The following is a 23,150-nucleotide window of genomic DNA, read 5'->3' on the forward strand; positions in this document are numbered from 1 at the left end:
GGAACACACACAAGTTTATCCAAAACAATCAATTTAGACAATTTTAAAAGCAAAATGAGCCATTTACACGAAACAGGAAGAGCAAAATTCTACAGAGTATACGTTCCTATTTTAACTAACCTTGGAGCAGCCGTAGTAATTATTGGTGCAATGTTTAAGATTCTTCACCTACCTAACGGTGGACCTATCCTTGCAGCTGGCCTTATCACAGAAGCATTATTATTCTTTATCGGTGCATTCGCTCCAGCAGCTCCATTTGAGAAGCATTATGACTGGGCATTAGCTTACCCTGAGTTATTATCTGAGGAAGCAGCAGCAGCTCCAAGAAAGAAAGTTGCTAAAGGTGACCCTAAGAAAGATGTTGCAGCTTTAGGTGCAATGGATAAAATGTTAGCAGACGCGAAATTAACTCCAGAAGTATTCAAAAACTTTGGTGCTGGAATGGAGAACTTAAATAAATCAGTAGGTCAAATGAAGTCTGTAGCAAGTGTTGCAGGTGCTTCTGATGAGTACTCTCGTTCATTACAAGTTGCTACTAAGTCAATGGGAGACTTGAATAAGTCTTTTGCTACTACAGTATCAGCAATGAAAACAATGGAAGGTACTGCTGCTGATTCTAAAGCACACCAACAACAAGTTCAAGCAATTACTAAGAATTTAGGTGCTTTAAATGCAGTTTATGAAATGGAATTGAAAGATGCGAACAATCATCTTAAAACAATCAACAAATTCCACGGAAACTTAGCAACTGCTGTTCAAAGCATGGATGAGGCTAGTAAAGAAGCTACTAAATTCAAGACTCAAATGACTGCATTGACTACGAACTTAACTTCGTTGAACAATGTATATGGTAAGATGCTTACTGCAATGAAAGGCTAATTTTAGTCTTTTAGACGTTCACATTTTGTAAAAACTTAACAAAGAAAAGAACTAATGGCAGGAGGAGCAAAAGAAACCCCAAGACAACGGATGATTGGTCTAATGTACTTAGTACTAATGGCTATGTTAGCGTTGAACGTGAGTAATACTGTACTTGATAAGTTTATTTTTATCGAGCAATCATTAGAGAACTCTAATGGCATTACTTCACAAGAAAATGATAGACAGCTACACGCAATTGAGGGTGCGGCTGCAAAGAAAGTAAATGATGTCACTAAATCAGTTTTAGCAGATGCAAAAGCACTTCGTAATGAAACTGCTGAGGTTGTAGCTTATATTGATCAATTAAAAGAAGAGATCAAAGAAAAAACTGGTGGTGTTGATCCACAAACTGGTGACTTGAAAGGAAAGAGTGATTACCAAAAGCCTACTGAACTTTTAATCGGTTTAGAAGGTAAGAAAAATGGTAAAGCTTATGAGTTAGAGAAAAAACTTAACACATTAGCGAAGCACTTTGATGATGTAGCCATGAAACATGATACATCTAAGACTTGGCAAAAAATTGGTAAGCTAGCTAAGCCGGCAAGTGAAATGCCTCAATACAAAGAGGATAAGGATAACAAGAAGAAAGATTTTGCAAACATTCAGTTTGATCATACACCTACAGCAGCATGTATGGCGATCCTTTCAGAAATGTCATCTGAGATACTTCAAAACGAAACTAAAGTATTGAAAGTATTGAATGATCGTGTTGGTGGTAGAGTAGTATTTGATAAAGTAGTGGCAGTAGTAAAGCCTACTTCGAAATATGTTGCAGCTGGTTTAGATTATGAAGCTACAATGTTTATTGCAGCATCATCTTCAGCAGCGAAGCCAAGAATGAAATACAATGGTGGTTCTATCAAAGTAGTAGATGGTATTGGTGAAGTTAAATTCCCTGCAAAGCCTGCTAAATATGATAAAAATGGCCGTTCTCTTCAATCTTGGAAAGGTGAAATTACTTATACAACTCCATTCGGTGATACTACATTATTAGTAGAAGAAGAGTATGTTGTTGTTAAGCCTTCAATCGAAGTTAACTCGGCTACTGTAAACGCTCTTTACAGAAACGTAGCAAATAAATTAGTAATTGATGTACCTGCTTTAGGTGAATCTTACAACCCTCAGTTCTCTGCTTCAAATGCTAAAGTAATGAGTTCTGGTAAGGTAGCTACAATCATTCCAGGTGTTAAAGCTAAATCAGTTGCTTTAACTGTAAGAAGTAATGGTAATAAAATTGGTACTAAAAACTTCAAAACAAGAGGGGTACCAAAGCCATCAATCACTTTCCCTGGTGTTGATTTGAAGAAAGGTATCAGTTCTAAAACAAGAACACTTAAAGTTCGTCCTAAACCAGATGAAGAATTCAAAGCGGCGTTACCAGATGAGGCTAACTACCGTGTAATGGAATGGGAAGTTACTGTAGCATTCGGTACTAAGCCATTGGCTGGTCCTGTTAAAATTAAAGGTGGTAAGCAAGATTTCGATATCGGAAGCTTGTTGAAAAAAGCACCAAAAGGAACACCAGGTGTACGTGTTGTAGTAGATGTGAAAACAGTAGTTCGTAAGAACTCTCAGGGACAAACTGAAAAAGTTTCTGGAGTAGGTGGAATTACTACAATCTCAGTAAACTAAAGAAGAATCAAGATTATGAAAAGTCTAAGAGGATTACTTTTACTAGCATTTGTAGCAGTTGCTAGTATGACTTACGCACAGGAGATTGACGAGAGTGAATGGAATAAGCATTCCGTGAGACCTGTCCGTAATGCAGATATAATGTTTAAGAAAACGGTTTGGTATAGAGTAAACCTTTCTGATAAAATCAATCAGCCGTTCTTTGCTAAAAACCGTTGGTTACCTAAACTGATGATTGATGCAGTAAAGAGTAGTTTACTTAGACCATATGAGAATGACTCTTTAAAGAAGCGTTTGACAATAGACGAATTCAAAGAGCGTATCAAACGTCCTAATGAAGGAGGCAGCAGCTCAGAAGGTGACGACTGGGGTGGTGGCGACGACTGGGGCGGCGGAGGCGGCTGGGGAGACTCAGGTGACTCTGGCTGGGGAGACTCAGGCAGTGGCGGTGGTGGCGGAGCTGTTGCTGCTGAAGCCAACGATGAGGTTTACCCAGAAGATATTTATCTTATGGAAATCAAAGTAGATATCTTATTCGACCGTAGAAGAGGAAAGTGGGTTCATGATATTCAAGTGATCACATTAGTACTTCCTGCAGAGAATAATGGAGGTACTCTAGAGAGAATGGTTGCTTCTTTCAGTTACAAAGAAGTTGTTGAAAACCTTTTCAAAGAAAACAGAGATGCTCTATGGTACAATGATAGAAACTTAGCAGAAAGTAAGAATTTATCTGATGCATTTGATCTATTGTTATATCAAGGTAAGATTACTAAGTACACTAATACACAAGATAAAGATATTGCTTTATTGTATGGTGATGCTAAAGGTGATATCGCTTTGATGAAAGGCTTAGAATACAAATATGATCTAGTAGAGTACGAGTCAGACTTATGGTCAAACTAGTATAATATTAGAATAAAATATAAAAAGAGAATCATGTAAAAGTGGTTCTCTTTTTTTGCTTTTAGGTTTTTGAACTTCATTGATTTCTTTACATATGTTCTTTTTCTCTTAATGGATATTTTGAGGAAGGAGATTTAAAAAAGATAATTATGTCTTAGGATAGATGGAATTGCTCAAGATGTATGGTATACTCCTCTTCTTGGCTTTGATTAGACTAATACAGGTTCAACTAAACCGATTATAAATGTTCAACTGCTTAGAATTGTGATGCAAGTAATAAACTTGTAGATCAGAATATTGATAAAAAAAGGCTACTCCATCAAAAGATAGAATAGCCTTAATATAATTGATTCCTTCGTTGGAAGGAAGTTCATTACTTACCAGTAGAAACTCTGTGGAATGATTTGATAACCATACCTGATTTCACTGAACCTACGTAAGATTTTACAGATTGACCTGGCTCTTTTACGTAGTCTTGGTTCTCAAGAGTGTTCTCTTTTAAGAATTTCTTCACATATCCTTCAGCAATACGCTCTAAGATATGCTCAGGTTTACCTTCTTGACGAGCACGCTCAACACCAATTTCTCTTTCTTTAGCAACAACAGTTTGATCAACGTCTGCTTCAGATAAAGCTAATGGACGCATAGCAGCAACTTGCATACCTACGTTTTTACCAGCTTCTAATACAGCGTCGTCAGCAGCCTCAGAAAGTTCAACTAATACTGCGATAGCGTTACCGTGCTTGTAAGCAGCAACAGCAGCACCCTCAACATTAGCGTAACCGCTAATTTCCATCTTCTCACCCATTTTTGCAGTTAAAGCAGTGATTGCTTCAGTAGCAGGAGCTCCGTCGATTTCTAATGCAAGTACTTCCTCAGCAGTTTTAGCGTCGGCAGCAACAGCAGCGTCAAGTAATTTTTGTCCTAAAGCTTTGAATTCGTCGTTAACTGATACTGGTTCAGTTTCACAAGCGAATGCTAAAGCTACAGATTTAGAGTTGTCAGCGTTTTCATAAACGAAAACTTGACCTTCTGTAGTCTCTCTGTCAGCTCTTTTTGCAGCTAATTTTTGACCTTTTTTACGAAGGATTTCAACTGCTTTTTCGATGTCGCCTTCAGCCTCAGTAAGGGCTTTTTTACAGTCCATCATACCCGCACCAGTGATAGTACGTAGCTCTTTAACGTCTTTTGCTGTGATAGCCATCTCTATAAAAGATTTAAAAGAATGGTTGAAAATTGGTAGAAATACTCTACCCTTAATTTATTTACGAACGAACCCGCAAGGTACTAAGTACGATGCGGGTCCGGCTTTAAACCCTAATAAGCTTGAATTATTTCTTATTAGCTGCTAAGCCTTCTTTTACTTTAGCTTTCAATTCAGCCATCTCAGTACGGATAGCCTCAAGAGCTGCAGTATCACGCTCAGCTTTCTTCGCTTTGAAGATGTCGCCTTGCTTCACTTTTAAATCGTGAAGTTTAGCTTCAAGCTCTTTGATATCTTTAATATCCATTGTAATCAAATTTTAAAGGTAATACGGTGAATTACTCAGCAGAAGCTTCATCAGCTGCTTTTTTCTCTGCTTCAGCAGCAGCACTAGCAGCTTCGTCACGCTCCTTCTTACGCTCGCCAATTCCTTCTTCGATTGCAGAACCTACAGCACCCATGATAGCACTTACAGATTTGAATGCATCGTCGTTTGCAGGGATTACAAAATCAACTCCTTCAGGGTTTGAGTTTGTATCAACCATTGCAAAAACTGGGATACCTAATTTTTGAGCTTCTTTTACAGCGATTGACTCACGCTTAACGTCAACGATGAATAACGCAGCAGGAAGACGAGTTTGGTCAGCGATACCGCCCAATACTCTTTCTAACTTCTCACGCTCACGTTGCATCATAAGACGCTCACGCTTAGCTAATGAATTGTACTCATCACTCTTCATTAACTTGTCAATTGATGTCATTTTTTTCAATGACTTACGTACAGTTTGGAAGTTAGTTAACATACCACCTAACCAACGCTCAGTAACGTAAGGCATTTTTAAACGTGCAGCCTCTTGTGCAACGATGTCTTTTGCTTGCTTTTTAGTAGCAACAAACATCACTTTACGACCAGACTTCACAATATTTTTTAAAGCATTTTGTGCTTGCTCTAAAGATGTCTTTGTTTTGTTCAGGTCAATGATGTGGATACCATTGCGCTCCATGAAAATATAAGGAGCCATCTTTGGGTTCCACTTTCTGGTCAAGTGACCAAAGTGAACACCTGCGTCAAGCAGTTCTTTGTATTCTAAATTTTTCATTGTTTCTAACAAGTAGAGTTTTTTGCAAAACGTAATTTAAAGCAGTATGGCAGATAGTCTGTATAAGACCATCTTTGCCAAAATAACTGCATAATCCAGATTAACGCTTCGAGAATTGGAATCTTCTTCTCGCTTTTCTGCGACCTGGTTTCTTTCTTTCGACCATACGAGGGTCACGAGTTAAGAAACCTTCTGGTTTCAATGTCAATCTGTGTTCTGCGTCAATTTCGCATAGCGCTTTAGAGATAGCTAAACGTACAGCCTCAGCTTGTCCGTTGATACCGCCACCTTGTACGTTTACGTTGATATCGTACTTGCCAGACTCATTAGTCAATTCTAATGGTTGTTGCACTTTGATTTGCAAAACCTCAGATGGGAAATAATCCGCAAACTCACGTTTGTTGACAGTAATTTTTCCTTCACCTTGAGACAGGTAAATTCTTGCTACAGAAGTTTTTCTTCTGCCTGAAGTGTTAATTACTTCCATCACTAAATTTTATTAAAGTTCAATTTTCTTTGGTTGTTGTGCTTCATGCTTATGCTCGCCACCTGCATATACATACAAGTTACGGTATAAATCACGGCCCAAACGTCCTTTCGGCAACATGCCTTTTACTGCGTTCTCAACTAATCTTGTTGGGAACTTTGCTTTCATTTCTGTAGCAGTTCTTGATTTAAGACCACCTGGGTAACCAGAGTAACGAAGGTATACTTTTTCGTCCCACTTTTTACCTGAAAGCTTCACTTTTTCTGCGTTGATAACAACTACGTTATCACCACAGTCAACGTTAGGTGTAAAGCTAGGCTTCTTCTTGCCACGTAAGTACATAGCAATTTCTGTAGCTAAACGACCCAATGTTTTACCTTCAGCATCGATCAAGATCCACTCTTTTTGAGCAGTTGTCTTGTTTACTGAAACAGTTTTGTAACTGAGTGTATCCACTGTGATTCTTCGTTTTATTTATTAAAACTTGAAGTATTTACATCACTGAAATACAGCTACTTGCAAATACCTCGACCTGAACACGCAATACGGGTTAACGTATGCGACGGGCAAAGGTAGAACATTATTTTGTGATTACCAATACTTTAGCAATTATATATGTCTAAATAATTCATAACCGCCCCATAAAAATAAGGTGTTCATTATTGATAATGAACACCTTATGAATTAATATTTTATAAACTAAATGTAAATTTACTGTATAGTGACTGTTTTTGACCATGTTCCAAACATTGGAGTACTATTTTCAGTACACTCAATAGTGGAGTTGTAATAATTGTAAATGATTGATATTGTAAATTCATTTTGAGGTAATTCTGAATTTTCTCCAGGTCTACTTACAGTATATTCTACGTTGAAATTGTAGACATAATATCCGTTGCTATCTTTTTCTAGGTTATGTTCTTTTACTTCAAAACCAATTCTATTGGAATGAGGAAGTGTAGCCGGAGTGTTGTCTACAACAGCATCGAATCCACCTTCTAATACACTTGTTCTAAATTGAATACCTGTTTGTCCGGGAATATCAACAGAGGTAGTTGTGCCATTGTATGGAAGTACAGATTTAAAAGTTCCTGTTACAGTAAATTTGTCTCCTTCAGCTGCTGAAGAAGGCACTTTTGTACTGTCGATTTCCATGATAAAAGGTTCAGCTACTACTTTGATTTTTTGTTCCACATTTGATGTTTTCCCATCATCAGTATAAGCTGTAAATGTGATGGTGTAGTCTCCTTTGCTGTATGGAGCTAATTGTCTATAATTCAAATAGCCTTCATTTTCATTTAGTGTGGTGTCTTGTGCTTGAATACAACTACCATCACCTGTGGTCTCAAGGTCGCTTATTGGTTTATCGCTATTTGTTTTGGCGAGAACATCAAGCTGTATTTCTTGAAGCGGATAGACTTCTAAGATATCTTGTTGATTTTCAATTGAAATCGATGGAGGATTATTAGGCGTTTCATTATTGTCATTATTTGAACAGCTAAATAGTTGTACAGATAAAATAGATAGGATAATGATTGATAGGTTTTTCATTGTAGTATTATTAGATATTATAACGTTTTAAACGATTTTAGAGAAAATAGGTAGACCGTAGTTTACATTTGTTTTATAATTTATTGAAAATTAGGTTTAAATAAAAAAAGCCAAGTCCATTGCTGAACTTGGCTTTTTATTTTTTAGTAGCTAGTACTAAAAGTATATTTTAATTACCATTGGAATAATGGGAATTGACGCATCCACTCATTGATTTCAGCTCTCACTTTATCAATTTCCGCATCGTTTTCGTGGTTCATCAATACACGGTCGATGAAGTCAACGATTTTACCCATATCAGCTTCTTTCAAGCCACGAGTAGTAACGGCTGCAGTACCAACACGCATACCTGAAGTAACAAATGGAGATTTGTCATCAAATGGTACCATGTTTTTGTTGATAGTGATATCAGCTTTGATTAATGTATTTTCAGCGATTTTACCTGTCAAGTTTTTAGAACGAAGGTCGATTAGCATCATGTGGTTGTCAGTACCGCCAGAGATGATATCATAACCTTTTGCTAAGAAATGTTTTGCCATTTCTTGAGCGTTTTTCTGAACTTGAGTAGTATAAGCATCATATTCAGGAGTTAAAGCTTCGCCAAATGCAATTGCTTTAGCAGCGATAACGTGCTCTAATGGACCACCTTGAGTACCAGGGAATACACCTGAGTCTAATAAAGAAGACATCATACGTACTTTACCTTTTGGAGTTTTTAATCCCCAAGGGTTCTCAAAATCTTCACCCATCATGATCACACCACCTCTTGGTCCACGTAAAGTTTTGTGGGTAGTAGTAGTAACGATATGACAGTGCTTTAAAGGATCATCTAATTTACCTTTAGCGATTAGTCCTGAAGGGTGAGAAATATCGGCTAATAATAAAGCACCAATTTCATCAGCTACAGCACGTAATTTTTTGTAGTCCCACTCACGTGAGTAAGCAGAAGCACCTGCAATAATTAATTGAGGCTTTTCTTCACGAGCAGTTTCAACAACTTTATCAAAGTCGATAAAACCTGTTTCTTTTTCTACACCATAGAATGTAGGCTTGTATAGTTTTCCTGAGAAGTTTACAGGAGAACCGTGTGTTAGGTGACCACCATGAGATAAGTCAAAACCTAAGATTTTATCACCTGGCTTCAATACTGCCAACATTACTGCTGCGTTAGCTTGAGCACCAGAGTGAGGTTGAACATTGGCCCAAGCAGCGCCAAATAATTCTTTAAGACGGTCAATAGCAAGGTTTTCTACCTCATCTACTACTTCACAGCCACCATAATAACGTTTGCTAGGCAATCCTTCAGCGTATTTGTTTGTCAATACACTGCCCATAGCGTTCATCACTTGTTCTGAAACAAAGTTCTCTGAGGCGATAAGTTCAATTCCAGAAATCTGTCTTTCTTTTTCACGATCTATAAGATCAAAGATGATGTCATCTCTTTTCATGGTTGCAAAAGGGGTTTGTTCGTTTTGTTGATTCATCCCATTGTAAATAGGAGGTTGTACCTTTTTAGACATGCAAAACTACTAAAATCCTATTATTCAATAATTATAAATGACAAAAAATATTCTTTAATCCATTGAAAAAAAGAAAAAAAAGCACTCTACTTTCTCTTTTTTTCATAATCGGGTAACAAAAAAGTCATTAAAGTAAGCTCAATTTGAACTTTTAACTTTAATGACTTTATCATATGAAATCAAACCTTTCACTAATCGTAAAGGTGACTAATTTTTACTAATCCATCCGGATTGATAATTTTAATACTTCTCTTATTGATTTCAATTAGTTTTTCATGCTTGAATTCAGAGATAATACGAATGGCCGTTTCTTTCACCGTTCCTACTAATCCTGCTAAATCTTCACGTGTTAAAGTGATGTGCTCTTTGTCTACAAACGCTTTGTCTAGTACCAATAAGGCTTCCGCTATTCTTCCTCGAACAGGTTTATAAGCGATGTCAGTAATCTTAGTTTCTGCGTTGTCAATTACGTCGCATAATAAATGGACAATCTGTTGGTAAAATTCCACATTCTCATGAAGAAGCTCCATGAAAATTGCTTTGGGTATGAGACAAATGGATGAATCTTCGATTGCTATAGCAGAAGCTCTATAGCGACTCCCTTTAATAAGAGATTTGTAGCCTACGAAATCGCCAGGTTTGGCAATTCTTAAGATCTGTTCCTTCCCGTTGCTTCCCAACTTCGTAACCTTCACAAGGCCCTCGCTTATACAATACACTCCGGTAGGCATAGAATCTTCTTGGAAGATAGGTTGCCCTTTTTTAAAGAAGTGACATGTATGAGACTGAAGCTTCTCATGTTGCTCAGCGGTAAGACAAGAAAACATAGATTGGCTACTCTTCACTTTACAAGCACAAGAGGGTTGTACCAATTTCATCTTTGTTTAAGTAAATGGATAATTCTGATAAAAGCACACTAAAAGTAATATCAAATTTAGAGATTTGCTAAAAAAAGATGATTTTAGTTACTTTTTTGGCAAAAAAAACACAGCTGAGAACCAAATGTGTCCCCAACTGTGCGCTTTTATCAGAATTATCCACTACAAAAGTAGATTCTTATATCTAAACTCTTTATGACTTAAGTTGTTCTCTATTATGAGAGAAATCACTAAATTAACCCTGCAAATTCTAACTTATTAACGATTCTATTCTTACTTAATTTAATTATGCTAACAATTTCTCTTAAAAAGGTTCTCTTCAGCCTTATTTTATTTTGCTTTTATTCTTCATTTTCTTTCGCTCAAAACATTTTAATTGAATCGAGTTTTGAAAATTTGGAAGAATGGAAAGGTGAAACTTTCACAACGGGGAAAGACGCTCAAGGCTGGTTTGAGATAAATACTGAAAATCAATTAAAAGTCAATGTAACAGGAGGATCAGGACAAAGGTTTGTAACGGCTATTCATAATTCAGACCTCAAAAATTTTTCAGATAAAGATACTTTGATTTGGGAGTTAACTTTAATGCACGATTTCACTGTGTCTTCTAGTTTGCAGAAAAAGAACTATTCAAGATTAATCCTTTGTCAAAATACACCTCTTTTCTCTAATGCTGATACCTTGTTATATTTAGAGTTTTCTGATCGGTTATTATTAATTTATGAGGCAAATAGTGAAACGAATTTAATAGGTGATGTTCATCAAACGCTCAGTCCATCACAATGGCATAACGTAAAAGTTCAAAAAGCAGGTGATAAATGGAATGTTTATTTAGATGAAGTAGTATTGATAGAGGCAAAGTTTAGTGATCATTCATTTCCATCTTACTCAACAGGACTGTTATCATCTTTTTCATCTTCAGCCAGAGGGCAACATTTTTATTACGATAATTTTATTCATTCAGTAAGACTCAAGGCACTTGATACTCAACCTCCCTTTGTCGTAAACACATTTTTACCTCATCAGGATACTTTAAAGATAGAATTTAATGAGCTTTTGAGTGGTAATGCTAATTGTGAAGGAAGTGTGATGATAAACGGCTTGCTTTCTCCTTATACATTCAGTCATGATTCTTTGTCCTTATTGATTCCTCAGCATTTTGAAATTGATAGTATATATAATGTCGCATTAAGTGGTTTTTGTGATAAAGCAGACAATCACTTCAATGATTCTACTTTTCAGTTTTTAGCCGAAGACCTTTTTCCTCCTTCTATTGATTCATTGCATGTGAAAAGTGATTATGTAATAGATTTATTTTTTAATGAGGCTGTTTCTTTGTTTGACCTTTCAAGTGTTTATTTGATTTCAAAAAGCGATACTATTAATGTAGTAGATACTTTAAGGAGTGATGAAAGCAGGAAGAAAACCATTGTACTGCAAAAAGCACTTTCTGCGAATAAAAGTTATGAATTACATATTGATGCTTTAAGTGATACAAAAGGAAATACCCAAAATGTGGTTATACCATTTTATAATGATACTAGAGCTCCAAAATTAGAATCAGCTGAAATACGAAGCCCTTATTTTGTCACATTGTATTTTGATGAGCCAATAGCTTCTCATCATAATGACCCTTTTAATTATGTAATAGGTGAAGGAGAAATTCCCGACAACATTCAAATTAGGGAGAATCAAATCGATATCAATTTCAAAGAAAATGTATTTGAGCAAGACGCTGTATATACTTTAAATATTAATGCTGTTCAAGATCTTTTCGGTAATGAAATGAAAACTAAAACGATTGTTTTGGAATATGATACTATCGAAGCTCAAATCTTGAATACTTTTCAAGGGGAAGATTTTAATACCATTCTTTTTGATGAAAAGATTGTGGCTATTGATAGCTCTACATATTTTTATTTGGATATAACTTGCCCTACCTCCATGGTAAAAGTAGAGCGAACGCCAACACTAAAGTTATTTGGTGTGGAAGATGAAAATCAAAATGTAATTGACTCGGTTACTATTTCGTTCGATGAAAATGAAGTGATCCAAAATATATTTTTCCTCTCAGATAGTAGTATAAGGATTGTTGGTGATGCCATTCAAGGGAAGGCTCTTAGGATGGGAAATTCTGAAATTGATTCATTGCAGACATTTTTGGATAAGTTGGACTTTTATTTCAGACCAAAGTTTATTGAAGGAGAACAAAGGGTATTGAGGATTGGTGAAAAGGATTTTACGGTTGCATTTAAAAAAAATGAGATCCAATCCATTGAAACGTCCACTGATTATTCTATTGTACTTGAATTTGAAAATGCATTAAAACCGAATTGTGTTCCTTTTATCAGTGCTCAACCTCAAATTGAAATACAGAGCAGTATTATTGAAGGTGATCAGTTACATTTGTTTTTCAAGGAAGCAATCAAAGAAAATGAAAAATATCACTTCATTATCGAAGATCTGATTTCATGTGAAAATAAAATACTACCTCATTACTCATTTTCTTATACTAATGATACTCAAGCTCCCTTTTTGACCGGTTCTAAATGGAAGAACCGTTTTCAATTATTGCTTGATTTTAATGAGGAAATAGACGAGTCTTCTTTAGAGAAAAGGCTGTTTTTATATCAAAATGAGCATGAAATTACAGATTATTCTATTAAGGTCGATGCTGAATCTGTAGAAGTAACTTTTGATGATGAGTATTGGAAAGAAGACATCAAGTTTGTCATTTATGAAGGACTAGAGGATCAAAATACAAATACAACAGATGAGGTGATTGAAGGGAGTGTTTTCTCAATTTCATCTGTGGAAAAAGGAGATTTGATGATAACTGAGATTTTTGCAGATCCTTCTCCAATTGTTGGTTTGCCGAACGGTGAAGCTATTGAAATTTATAATGCTTCGAGTGATTCTTTATCATTACTCTCTGTCAGTCTTCTTGTGGGTGATGACACGCTCTTTTTTGAAAATAAAGCTATTGCTCCTGAAGAATATGCGATTTTGGTTCCTTCTACAAAAGTTGAAATATGGTCTGAATACAGCTCAGTGATAGGTGTGAATCATTGGAGTGCTCTTAATAATTCTGGAGAAATAATTCAGCTGTATAATGCCCAAAGTAATGCTAAGATTGATAGTGTAAACTATGATTTGTCAAGCTATCAAGATGAGTTGAAAGCAGAAGGCGGATACACTCTAGAGAAAAGAGATTTAGCTTTTGATTGTCATCCCTTTATAAATTGGAAAGCCAGTCAATCTGAAATTGGAGGAACTTTAGGAAGACAGAATTCAGTTTTTGAAACTATCCAAGATACTGTGCCTGCTACTATTGTAAGTATTGAGGTGGTGGATGAGCATAATATGTTGATATCATTTGATAAAAGCATATATATGTTTTCCACTGAAAGTACTATCAAGTATCGTGTTGGTAATGTTGATAAGTCTGTTGATAAGTGTTTTTTTGTTGATAACTCTACTCTTAAAGTGCTAATAAATGAGGATTTACCGAAAGGAGTGTTGATAAGTTTAATTGTTGATAACTTTCAAGACTGCTTTAATAACATATTATTATCAAAAATTGCAGATTTCGTAATTAAACCAAAGGTTAACTATCAACAATTGTTGATAACTGAGTTGATGATTGATCATTCACCTATTAACAAAATGCCTGATTCTGAATATATAGAGGTTTATAATAACAGCGATTTGAGAATCAATATGGATAAGTGCATAATGTTAGTGGATGGTGATACGGTGAGATTGCCTGATAATTGGATTTTCCCAAGAAATTATGCTGTTCTAGTTCCAAGTGGGAATAAGTCTTTATTTGATAGTTTGGGAATCCCTTCAGTGGGTGTTTCGAGTTGGGAAAATTTATTGAATGAATCTGGTGAAGTAGCATTGGTGAACGAGGAGGATGAGATGATACATTCTATCAGTTACACTTTAGACTATTATCATGATCAGTTGAAAGAAGAAGGTGGTTGGTCCATTGAAATGAGAGATCTATTGAGTCCGTGTGTGGGGGTGGAAAATTGGCAGGCATCCGAAAATGAAAATGGAGGAACACCGGGTGTGAAAAACTCTATTGAAGAAACGGTCATAGATCATCAAGTGCCTATTTTGGAATATGCTTTCGTGCAGGAAGAAGAAAACAAAGTGGTGTTGAATTTTTCAGAAGTGATCGCATTGACCAGCCAAACTGAAATTATTTTAGATGATGAAAAAATCCTTTTTGATAAAGTAAGCTTGAAAGGAAAACAGCTAACGATTGATCTCGCTTTTGATATTTTTTATCAAGAAGTGAGTATATCTACCATCACAGATTGTTCAGGAAACTTAAATTCTACTTTGATGACTTCTGAAATATTATATCCCTCTTTAAATGAAGATGTTCATTTGTCTGAAGTATTATATGATCCGAGTGTTTTAAATACTGATTTTCTAGAAGTTTATTTTAATGTAAAAGCTGGGGAGTATATCAACCTTAAAGAATGGTCTATTGGCAGGGTTAGAGAAGGTGTCATTGAACAAATGGTAGCATTATCTAAAGTAGATGATTACTTGTTTTCGAGTTGTTTTATGGTTTTTACCAAAGAGCAAGAGAAGTTGCTAAGCTTTTACCCTAAAATAAAAAAAGAAGATATAAGGGAGATTAATCTGCCTTCCTTTCCAAATGAAGAAGGAAATGTGGTGTTGCTGTATAAAGGTGAGGTGCATGAGAGTTATGACTATTCTGAAAAACACCATCAAGCTTTTTTAAACAACACGGAAGATATATCCTTAGAAAGAATTGATTTTACTGTTTCTTCTTCTAATCCTAATAACTGGACTTCAGCTACCGAAAGTAGTGGTTTTGCCACACCCACATTTATAAATTCCAGAATTGTGAATCATGAATTGAATGAAGGGGCGGGGGAAAGTCTTGTATTTTCTTCAACCTTGATTACTACAAATGGTGATGGAGTGGATGATTATCTTAAAATTGAGAATAATAGTAGTTCTCCATTAAGAATTTTGAGGATGGAAATTTATGATATTCATGGAAGGGTAATCTATCCTTGGCTTAGTAACTATGAATTATCAAGCCGAGATTTTGTGAAATGGGACGGAGTAGATCAGGAGGGAAGGCGTGTAATGGGTAAGTTTTTAGTGTATTATCAATTAGTTGATCACAATGGAAACCAACAAGAACAAACAAAAATTGTGAGTGTAGCCCCTTGGAATTGACGTGATTAGCACTTTTTTTAAGATATTCAGAGATGTTATCGAATTAATAGTCAGTTATTTTGTGTTATAAGTTTCAATATATTACTTTTGCATTTCGATTTGGGATTACAGAAAAAGTAAAAAATATTAATAAGATGAAACAAGACATTCATCCGGATTTCAGACCAGTGGTATTCCACGATCTGACTTCTAACGAAAAGTTCCTTATTGGATCTACAGTAGCTACATCTGAGACAATTGAATTCGAAGGTGAAACTTATCCTTTATTCAAAGTCGAGATTTCTTCTGCTTCTCACCCGTTCTACACTGGTAAGAAAGCGGCTATCTCTGCTGCAGGTCGTGTTGATAAATTCAACAAAAGATACGGAAAAAAATAATTTCGTTTTTATCCACAAAAAATCCACAATTTCATACGAAGTTGTGGATTTTTTTTGTGCCTAACTTTCTTCATTGCATCTTTGTCCCGTCATTTTTTGTTCGTTAAATATCTAATCTGGGATATTTAGTTTTTCAGATGTAAATCACCATTTTACCATTGCGATTTTGTGTGTAACATGGTCTAAAGCAATTATTATGAATATTATACTATTCGACAATCCGAAGACAAGAATTAAATTATTACCCTTCACGTTTGTAAGACCTATTGCAGATATTCGTGTGGGTATTTTTAAGATATATGAAAAGTGGGAGAAGGCGTTTAATGCAGAAACTTCATTCTTAACTGAAGAGTATTTGCAAGGTAAGTTTCCACTAAAACATGGTGCAGACCAGTATTATATTAATGGTTCTCTTTGCCCAAATCCTTTTTTGATTCAGAAAATTCAGGAATTGAAAGATGGGCAGGGTTTAGTTTCAGGAGAAGATCTTTTGGTACTGCATACCTCTGAAAAGTTTGATCATCTAGATGCTGAACCTGGTGATTTTGAAAAAATTGAAGTGCCGGCTGAAGAGGTGACCTTGATTAAACATCCATGGGAAATTTTTACTCACAATAGAGAGCAGATTATGCTTGATTTTGAGGTGGTGACTAAAGGAAGAATCAGTCATCATATTGAAGATCCCCATACAGTGGTATATGGTCGTGCTAATATTTTTGTGGAAGAAGGTGTAGAAGTAAGAGCTTCTATTTTGAATGCACAGAAAGGCCCAATTTATATTGGTAAAAATGCCGTGATAGAAGAAGGTGTGATTATCCAAGGTACATGTGCCATTGGTGAAGGAACACGTATCAATATGGGGGCGAAAATCCGTGAAGATTGTTCATTCGGACCGCATTGTAAAATTGGTGGAGAGATCAATAACTCTGTGGTGTTTGGTTATTCTAATAAGGCTCATGATGGCTACTTGGGTAACTCAGTTGTAGGAGAGTGGTGTAACCTTGGTGCTGATACCAATAACTCTAACCTGAAAAATAATTATGGCCCAGTAAGAATATGGAGTTATAAAGAAAGAAAATATGTAAGTACCGAACAGCAGTTCTGTGGTATGATGATGGCTGATTATTGTAAAGCAGGTATCAATACCATGTTCAATACTGGTACTGTGGTGGGGGTTTCTGCACATATTTTTGGTGGAGGTTTCCCTCCGAAACACATTCCTTCGTTTGCATGGGGAGCAATTGATTCTAATGAGGTAGCAAACTTGGATAAAATGATTGAGATAGCGGAAAGAGTGTTTGCAAGAAGAAAAGCGGATTTTACAGAGCACGATCGTCAGATTCTTCAGAAAGTTTTTGAATTGAGTAAATTTGACAGAATGTAATTTTTTGCATTAAGTGATATAATTAAAGAAGGGATCTTCCTTACATGAAAAATGTAGAGAAGATCCCTTCTTCGTTTATAACCAGACTTTTTAACTTTCAATGCTACTGAAATATTGAATCAATTCATCAATTTTAGCTGTTTGTTTCTTGATCGCTCTTGGTCTGAAATAAAACCAATTCACGGCTAACCAAGCCAATGTAACAATTGCGATAGGAATAGAATAGTTAGGTTGGAGTGCCAGTAAATATTCATACATATAAAGCCCTAATCCTAATGAGAATAATAGGAAATAAGAAGATGTAGTTGTGGTTTGAATCCTACGTTGCCTGTTTTTGATTTCCTTCAGTTTCTCCAAATAGGCCATTGAATTTGTATCAAAACCAATATCATTGATCAGAAAGTATAGTTTATTTTGTGAAACGGTATAGATAATCACAGCTAAGATGGCACATCCAATACCTAATTTTGCTAACAATAAATCAGGATCATAATAGAAAGCGATGAAAAGTAAGTAAGCAATAATTCCTACTCCAGTGATATTTTGGACAATAATATTTTGTGTAGATTTCTTTTTATAAGCTTTTGCTTTTTTTAAAACCTCTTCAATTTTTGGTTGATTGGTTGGCTGTTGTTGCCATAAGTTTTTAAGATCCAGAGTACTCATAACGTGACATTTTTTTATTTAATTTTTCTTTAATTCTATGGAGTTTTGTTCGAACATTTCCATTCGATAATCCTACAATTTCAGCAATTTCACTTTGCGGAACTTCTTCTAGTTCAAGAGAGATAATTAATCTGTCAATTTCATTTAATGATGAGATACATTGATAGAGAAATTTAATTTGGTCATTGACTTCAAACTGATTTTCAGAAGCAGACAAATCTTGCGGTAATGCTGTGGTTTGATGTTTTTGTTTTTTCTCCACAGATCTCAGACAAGTATTTGAGGCAATTCTAAAAATCCATGTGCCAATGCTTGATTGCTGATTAAACGTAGAAAGCTTTTGATACACAATGATGAAAACATCCTGTGTCAGATCTTGAGCAAGGTCCTCATCGTTGACATAACCCATTGCTAATCGAAAGACTTTCTGCCAATAGTTCTGATATATTTCTTCAAATTTCATTTATTGAATATTGAGAGCGTTCATCTTTTGGTTTCATTTCTTTAGATACAAGTTATTGGGAAATGTTACACTAGGAGTTTATTTTTTTTTAGAAAAAAGAAAAATAGCGGTTTGCAGTGCTGTAGGGTAGTATTTTTTTATAAGATCAATAAATGTTCATAAAAAAAGCATTGCACTTAAATGTTATAAATGCAATGCCTTAAGTACTAAGTCAAAAATTAATGTTATTTATTTTCGTCTTGGTACTTATACTTGAAAGTTGATAAGATATACTAGAAATTAAAACTTGCGTGTCGTGCTTTTCTAGCTTTTCTTTTCGTATCAAAAATATTACAGTTCAGAGAGAAGTAGAATACATTACCCTGTAGCTGATTATAATTTAGCGTAGTGCCGTCGATATTCGCTTTATCACTTCCCCATGATTGATTGAAGAACGGCGTCATATAATACTTGAATTTAAGGTTGAGACCTCTTGCAAATTGAATTCCGAGCATTACACTTTCTTGGGGAACCACCCTATCGCTGAACCAAAGAGAGAATTTACTTTTATGACCTCCCACAAATGTTTTTTCTTTATAGTGAATAGGTTGTTCGAATTCATATCCACCGTAAATAAAAAATCCATTTAAATTCCCTAATTTAAACCCAACAGGAAATCCTATATTGTAAGTTCTCATTTTCTTTCTCATCGAACCTGAAGCACCATCTTCTTTATATTCGTCGGGAACATCAAAAATGAAACCTATATTGCGGATCGATAGACCTGCAAAAAGTCCGAAGCGGTCACCAAAATCGATGTTGTAAAATGTCTGTCCATTAAAAACAGGAGCAAACCGAATGACATCATTCTTGATTTCCTGATTGTCGATATTGATGGCTGTCATACCGGAAAAAATAATTTCCAATCCTCCGGAAAAGTAGAAGTCAGTTCTTCTTTCTTCTTGACTGAAACCTGAAAGTGATAGCAGACAGATTCCAAGAATGGTAAAGAGTAGTTTTCTTAATTTGACCATAAGCTTATAGTTTTGGAGTTGATAGCAGGTGTAAATTGAGAAGAGTTCCTGCTTTAAATTAATTAATTACACTAGTGATTAGTTTAAAGACAAAATTAGAATCCGTAGGTTGCGCCAATTCCACTTTAAACATTGATAAATTATGAAATACACTGCACTGGATCTTGTTTTAATTCCAAGTGATGCATTTTTAAAAGAGATTGTTGAATATAACAAAAAACTTCCTGAAACAATACTGAAACTTGGTGAAAAACAGACAGTTCCGCATTTGTCAATTGCAATGTGCAGAGTTGTTACCACTCGATATGATGAGTTATTAGGGAAATTACAAGATTATTTAGAGGTGCTTGACCTTTCAGAATTATTATCATTGAATGTTCCATCTATCTATCAGCATAGTATAAAAACAGTAGGCTGGAATGTGAAGTTGACTACACCGCTGAAAAACCTTCATTATTCTCTGTCTACATTGATGAAACCCTATCATTATGATAAGATGGCAAGAGAAGAAAATAATGATTTTGCTGTTATACACCCGCAGATGCCTTTTTCAGGTGTTGATTATCTTAATTCATTTTTTGAAAAATATGCCTTTGAAAACTTTAATCCTCACATCACTTTAGGGCAGGGAAATGCTCAAGTTTGTGAAGAGTGGCTGATGAAAAATATTGAGTTTGACCGGATTGCTCTTTTTCAGATGGGAACAGGCTGTACTTGCGAAAAGTTGCTTTGGGAGATAAAGCTCAATAATAATTAATACCCTAGATTTTAGTGGAAATGATTAAAAATTGACGATAGTAATTAATTGAAGGTGATATTGATTGTTTTTTTATCGATTTATTAGCAGATTTGGGGGGAAAACGAAAAATTAAAAATATCTTTTAGCGCTCTCACCGCTTTATGGAAGACGCTAACACTCAACAACCGTAAGAGATGTCTCAAGAAAAAGTACTGAAAGAAGAACGTGCATTCTCCAAAGAACAATACTGGGAATGGTATGAAAATATGCTATTAGTTAGACGTTTTGAAGAGAAAACGGCACAGCTATACGGTCAGCAAAAAATCAGAGGTTTCTGTCACTTATACATCGGACAAGAAGCTTGTGCTGCAGGTCAAGTATCAGCACTAACTAAAGATGATCATTATATCACAGCTTACCGTGACCACGCTCACCCAATCATGTTGGGAACTGATCCTGGTGCAGTAATGGCTGAGATGTATGGTAGAGCTACTGGTACTACAAAAGGTAAAGGTGGTTCAATGCACATTTTTGACAAATCAGTAAACTTTGCTGGTGGTCATGGTATTGTAGGTGCTCAAATTCCAATGGGTGCAGGTATTGCATTCGGTGAAAAATATAAAGGCACTAAGAACCTTTGCGTGACAATGTTTGGTGATGGTGCAATCCGTCAAGGTGCAATGCACGAAGCATTCAACATGGCAATGGCTTGGAAATTACCAGTAATCTTTATCGTAGAGAACAATGGTTATGCAATGGGTACTTCAGTAGAGCGTACTTCCAATGTACACCACCTTTATGAATTAGGTTCTGCTTATGATATCCCATCTCGTCCAGTTGACGGTATGGATGTAGAAGAAGTACATATCGCTATGGAAGAAGCAGCTGCTCATATCCGTGCGGGTAAAGGTCCTTACTTCTTAGAATTCAGAACTTACCGTTACAAAGGTCACTCTATGTCTGACCCTGCAAAATACCGTACTAAAGAGGAAGTTGCAGAGTACAAAGCACAAGACCCAATCGAGAAAGTGAAAAACAAACTGATCGAAAAAGGTTATGCTACAGCTGAAGAGTTGAAAGAGTTTGATAAGAAAATGAAACAGAAGGTATTGGATGCTGTGAAATTCGCAGAAGAATCTCCTTATCCTGAAGCTTCAGAAGCTTATACAGATGTATATGTTGAGCCAGATTATCCTTTCTTAGATTCTTAATTTGAGTCGGAAAATTTAAAATATACGTAAGGCATCCCGTTTGGGATGCCTTTTTTTTGTGAAAAAAACTTTAAAATATCAATTTTAAGTGCAAACAGTACTTAAAAATATTATGTTTCGGGAATATTTTTTAAATTTGCCGACTGATAATTTTGAAATTTTAGGCTTAGCCTATTTTATATATACATGGCGACCATGAAAGAAAAGAAACACAATACAGTGAAAGGAACTACGAAGGAAGAGCACAACGAGTATGAAGTATTCGAGAGTGCTGAGGTTTTACAGGACAGAATTGTAGAGTCTCAAGATTTTTTTGAAAAGAATAAAAATGTCGTTCTTGTTGTTTTAGGCGTTATCGTAGCAGCAATTGCGGGTTATTTTTTCTATGGTGTAAACATCGAGAAGCAGAACACTGAAGCACAAGCTGAATTGTCACCTGCAGTTTTCTATTTTGAAAAAGACTCTTTAGGAAAAGCATTAAACGGCGATGGTAACCTTACAGGAGGTTTCTTAGAAATCGCTGACGAATATAGTGGAACAAAAGCAGCGAACTTAGCAAATTACTACGCTGGTGTTTCATATATGAGATTAGGCGATTATGATAAAGCAATCTCACACTTAGAAGCATTCTCAGCAAAAGACGATTTAGTACAAGCTCGTGCTTATGCTTTGATTGGTGATGCTCACGTTGAGTTAGAAGCTTATCCTAGTGCTATTTCTTCTTACAAAGAAGCAATCTCATACAAGCCGAACAAAGAATTTACTCCTTCATACATGATGAAACTTGCTTTCACTTATGAAGCAGCTGGCGACAACGCTAAAGCTTTAGATACTTACAACAAATTAGTTAGCGAGTACCCTAAAGCTCAAGAAGTGAACGACGCTAAGAAATTTGCTGCAGTTTTAGCTGCAACGAAATAAGTATAAATCTTTTCTTATAAAATAGGCTATCTTTTTTTAGAAGATAGCCTATTTTTTTATGCATAAAACCAAACAACAGATTAAGCAGTCTCTTTCTCCGCATATTTATTTCTGTAATCACTAGGACTGAGGTTTTCCATTTTCTTGAAGAACCTGCTGAATGCCTGAATATCATCATAGCCTAATTCATACGCTATTTCTGAAATTGACTTATCTGTATATATAATTTGTCTTCTTGCTTCGAGGATAATTCTGTCTTGAATAAACTGTAAAGGAGACTTCTGACCCAATAACTTAAAGGCATTGGAAAGTGTTTTTGGTGATTTATTCAATAATTCAGCGTATTCCCCTACGGATTTTTTTTCTTTAAAATGTAGTTCTACTAAGAAATTAAATTCTTTGACCACGGTTAGTTTGTCTTCACTCAATGTGGAAAGTGAAGTTTGTTTCTTCATAATTCTAGTACACAGGATCAACAATCTTTTCAGGAGCATCTGAAGCATTTCCAGTTGATGATCGTCTGTTGATTCCATTTCATTTTCGAAGACTCTCCAAAGTGCCATCAATGTATCTCCGTCGTTGTTGGTGATACTGATTTTAGGAAGTGAAGAAGCTCCAAAGAAAAGGATCCCTTTACAGCCTACATCTGAATCATGATCCAGAATACAGTAAAAAGGCCTGTTGAAGCGTAGCAATTTACCTTTTACAATGTTAATTTCTTCTATTTTATGGAATTCTGTTAGAAAGACAATTTCGTTGGGACAGAAAGAATACATTCGCCCATCAATTCTCAGCTGGCTTTCTTCAGCAAACCAGATCACACTAAGCTTACTGCTGCTGTCCTCGAAAAGTGATAGATTTTTTTCGTCTGTCAGTTCTGTGATTTCGAGGTATTCTCCTGTAGATTTTAAAAATTTCATAGGAATAAAAATAGGGTTAAGCGAGTAG

21 protein-coding genes are annotated in these 23,150 nt (G+C 35.6%); 9 read left to right on the top strand and 12 right to left on the bottom strand.

Going from position 1 to position 23,150, the window contains the following annotated elements:
• Positions 1 to 54 precede the first annotated feature (54 nt).
• Genes porL through HHU12_RS04770 form a run of 3 tightly spaced genes read left to right on the top strand, consistent with a single transcriptional unit; the run spans position 55 to position 3,456 of the window.
• Positions 55 to 879 carry a type IX secretion system motor protein PorL/GldL gene (gene porL / locus HHU12_RS04760; protein WP_169655494.1) on the top strand — a complete coding sequence of 275 codons (825 nt, stop codon included), beginning with the start codon at positions 55 to 57 and terminating at the stop codon, positions 877 to 879.
• A 54-nt stretch (positions 880 to 933) separates the two neighbouring features.
• Complete coding sequence (gene porM, locus HHU12_RS04765) at positions 934 to 2,553, top strand: type IX secretion system motor protein PorM/GldM (protein WP_169655496.1); 1,620 nt, start codon at positions 934 to 936, stop codon at positions 2,551 to 2,553.
• Between the two features lie 15 nt (positions 2,554 to 2,568).
• Positions 2,569 to 3,456: a gliding motility protein GldN gene (locus tag HHU12_RS04770; RefSeq protein WP_169655498.1), complete on the top strand. Its 888-nt coding sequence runs from the start codon at positions 2,569 to 2,571 to the stop codon at positions 3,454 to 3,456.
• 373 nt (positions 3,457 to 3,829) lie between these two features.
• Here HHU12_RS04770 and tsf read toward each other — a convergent pair whose 3' ends face one another.
• The 8 genes from tsf to HHU12_RS04810 form a co-directional block, all read right to left on the bottom strand.
• A complete protein-coding gene (tsf, locus tag HHU12_RS04775; protein WP_169655500.1) occupies positions 3,830 to 4,660 on the bottom strand; it encodes a translation elongation factor Ts in 831 nt (276 codons plus the stop codon).
• A 127-nt stretch (positions 4,661 to 4,787) separates the two neighbouring features.
• On the bottom strand, positions 4,788 to 4,967 hold the full coding sequence (locus HHU12_RS04780; RefSeq protein ID WP_044211810.1) for a hypothetical protein: 180 nt from the start codon (positions 4,965 to 4,967) through the stop codon (positions 4,788 to 4,790).
• 31 nt (positions 4,968 to 4,998) lie between these two features.
• The gene (gene rpsB, locus HHU12_RS04785; protein ID WP_062619111.1) at positions 4,999 to 5,760 is read right to left on the bottom strand and encodes a 30S ribosomal protein S2; all 762 of its coding nucleotides are present in this window, start codon (positions 5,758 to 5,760) and stop codon (positions 4,999 to 5,001) included.
• A 100-nt stretch (positions 5,761 to 5,860) separates the two neighbouring features.
• Complete coding sequence (gene rpsI / locus HHU12_RS04790) at positions 5,861 to 6,247, bottom strand: 30S ribosomal protein S9 (protein WP_044211815.1); 387 nt, start codon at positions 6,245 to 6,247, stop codon at positions 5,861 to 5,863.
• Positions 6,248 to 6,259: 12 nt separating this feature from the next.
• Positions 6,260 to 6,703 (bottom strand): 50S ribosomal protein L13, encoded by a 444-nt coding sequence (gene rplM, locus HHU12_RS04795; protein WP_062619110.1) that lies wholly within the window; start codon positions 6,701 to 6,703, stop codon positions 6,260 to 6,262.
• 255 nt (positions 6,704 to 6,958) lie between these two features.
• The gene (locus tag HHU12_RS04800; RefSeq protein WP_169655502.1) at positions 6,959 to 7,798 is read right to left on the bottom strand and encodes a hypothetical protein; all 840 of its coding nucleotides are present in this window, start codon (positions 7,796 to 7,798) and stop codon (positions 6,959 to 6,961) included.
• 173 nt (positions 7,799 to 7,971) lie between these two features.
• Entirely contained in the window at positions 7,972 to 9,246 is a 1,275-nt protein-coding gene (gene glyA, locus HHU12_RS04805) for a serine hydroxymethyltransferase (protein WP_082795984.1), read from the bottom strand.
• A 263-nt stretch (positions 9,247 to 9,509) separates the two neighbouring features.
• Positions 9,510 to 10,196, bottom strand: coding sequence for a Crp/Fnr family transcriptional regulator (locus tag HHU12_RS04810; RefSeq protein ID WP_169655504.1), 687 nt, complete (start codon positions 10,194 to 10,196; stop codon positions 9,510 to 9,512).
• 288 nt (positions 10,197 to 10,484) lie between these two features.
• Here HHU12_RS04810 and HHU12_RS04815 point away from each other — a divergent pair, with 288 nt between their 5' ends.
• The 3 genes from HHU12_RS04815 (at position 10,485) to HHU12_RS04825 (ending at position 17,189) form a co-directional block, all read left to right on the top strand.
• Entirely contained in the window at positions 10,485 to 15,428 is a 4,944-nt protein-coding gene (locus tag HHU12_RS04815) for a lamin tail domain-containing protein (protein WP_205959780.1), read from the top strand.
• 134 nt (positions 15,429 to 15,562) lie between these two features.
• On the top strand, positions 15,563 to 15,805 hold the full coding sequence (locus HHU12_RS04820; protein ID WP_062619101.1) for a type B 50S ribosomal protein L31: 243 nt from the start codon (positions 15,563 to 15,565) through the stop codon (positions 15,803 to 15,805).
• A 196-nt stretch (positions 15,806 to 16,001) separates the two neighbouring features.
• A complete protein-coding gene (locus tag HHU12_RS04825) occupies positions 16,002 to 17,189 on the top strand; it encodes a GlmU family protein (protein WP_205959781.1) in 1,188 nt (395 codons plus the stop codon).
• Positions 17,190 to 17,279: 90 nt separating this feature from the next.
• Here the strand turns inward: HHU12_RS04825 and HHU12_RS04830 are convergent, their stop codons facing one another.
• From HHU12_RS04830 to HHU12_RS04840, 3 genes are all read right to left on the bottom strand, one after another.
• On the bottom strand, positions 17,280 to 17,855 hold the full coding sequence (locus HHU12_RS04830) for a hypothetical protein (protein WP_169655508.1): 576 nt from the start codon (positions 17,853 to 17,855) through the stop codon (positions 17,280 to 17,282).
• On the bottom strand, positions 17,836 to 18,318 hold the full coding sequence (locus tag HHU12_RS04835; protein ID WP_169655510.1) for an RNA polymerase sigma factor: 483 nt from the start codon (positions 18,316 to 18,318) through the stop codon (positions 17,836 to 17,838). Before HHU12_RS04835 ends, HHU12_RS04830 begins: the two co-directional genes overlap by 20 nt.
• Positions 18,319 to 18,590: 272 nt before the next feature.
• Positions 18,591 to 19,331, bottom strand: a complete 741-nt coding sequence (locus tag HHU12_RS04840; protein ID WP_169655511.1) for a hypothetical protein — start codon at positions 19,329 to 19,331, stop codon at positions 18,591 to 18,593.
• 142 nt (positions 19,332 to 19,473) lie between these two features.
• On the opposite strand from HHU12_RS04840, the gene HHU12_RS04845 reads away from it, so the two are divergent.
• The 3 genes from HHU12_RS04845 (at position 19,474) to HHU12_RS04855 (ending at position 22,202) form a co-directional block, all read left to right on the top strand.
• Positions 19,474 to 20,088, top strand: coding sequence for a hypothetical protein (locus HHU12_RS04845; RefSeq protein WP_169655513.1), 615 nt, complete (start codon positions 19,474 to 19,476; stop codon positions 20,086 to 20,088).
• Positions 20,089 to 20,264: 176 nt separating this feature from the next.
• Positions 20,265 to 21,281 carry a pyruvate dehydrogenase (acetyl-transferring) E1 component subunit alpha gene (gene pdhA / locus HHU12_RS04850; RefSeq protein WP_169655515.1) on the top strand — a complete coding sequence of 339 codons (1,017 nt, stop codon included), beginning with the start codon at positions 20,265 to 20,267 and terminating at the stop codon, positions 21,279 to 21,281.
• Positions 21,282 to 21,476: 195 nt separating this feature from the next.
• On the top strand, positions 21,477 to 22,202 hold the full coding sequence (locus HHU12_RS04855) for a tetratricopeptide repeat protein (protein WP_169655517.1): 726 nt from the start codon (positions 21,477 to 21,479) through the stop codon (positions 22,200 to 22,202).
• An 80-nt stretch (positions 22,203 to 22,282) separates the two neighbouring features.
• Here HHU12_RS04855 and HHU12_RS04860 read toward each other — a convergent pair whose 3' ends face one another.
• Positions 22,283 to 23,122: a helix-turn-helix domain-containing protein gene (locus HHU12_RS04860; protein ID WP_169655519.1), complete on the bottom strand. Its 840-nt coding sequence runs from the start codon at positions 23,120 to 23,122 to the stop codon at positions 22,283 to 22,285.
• Positions 23,123 to 23,150: the final 28 nt, after the last annotated feature.

The sequence above is a fragment of the Flammeovirga aprica JL-4 genome (assembly GCF_012844305.1).
Taxonomy (GTDB): domain Bacteria; phylum Bacteroidota; class Bacteroidia; order Cytophagales; family Flammeovirgaceae; genus Flammeovirga; species Flammeovirga aprica.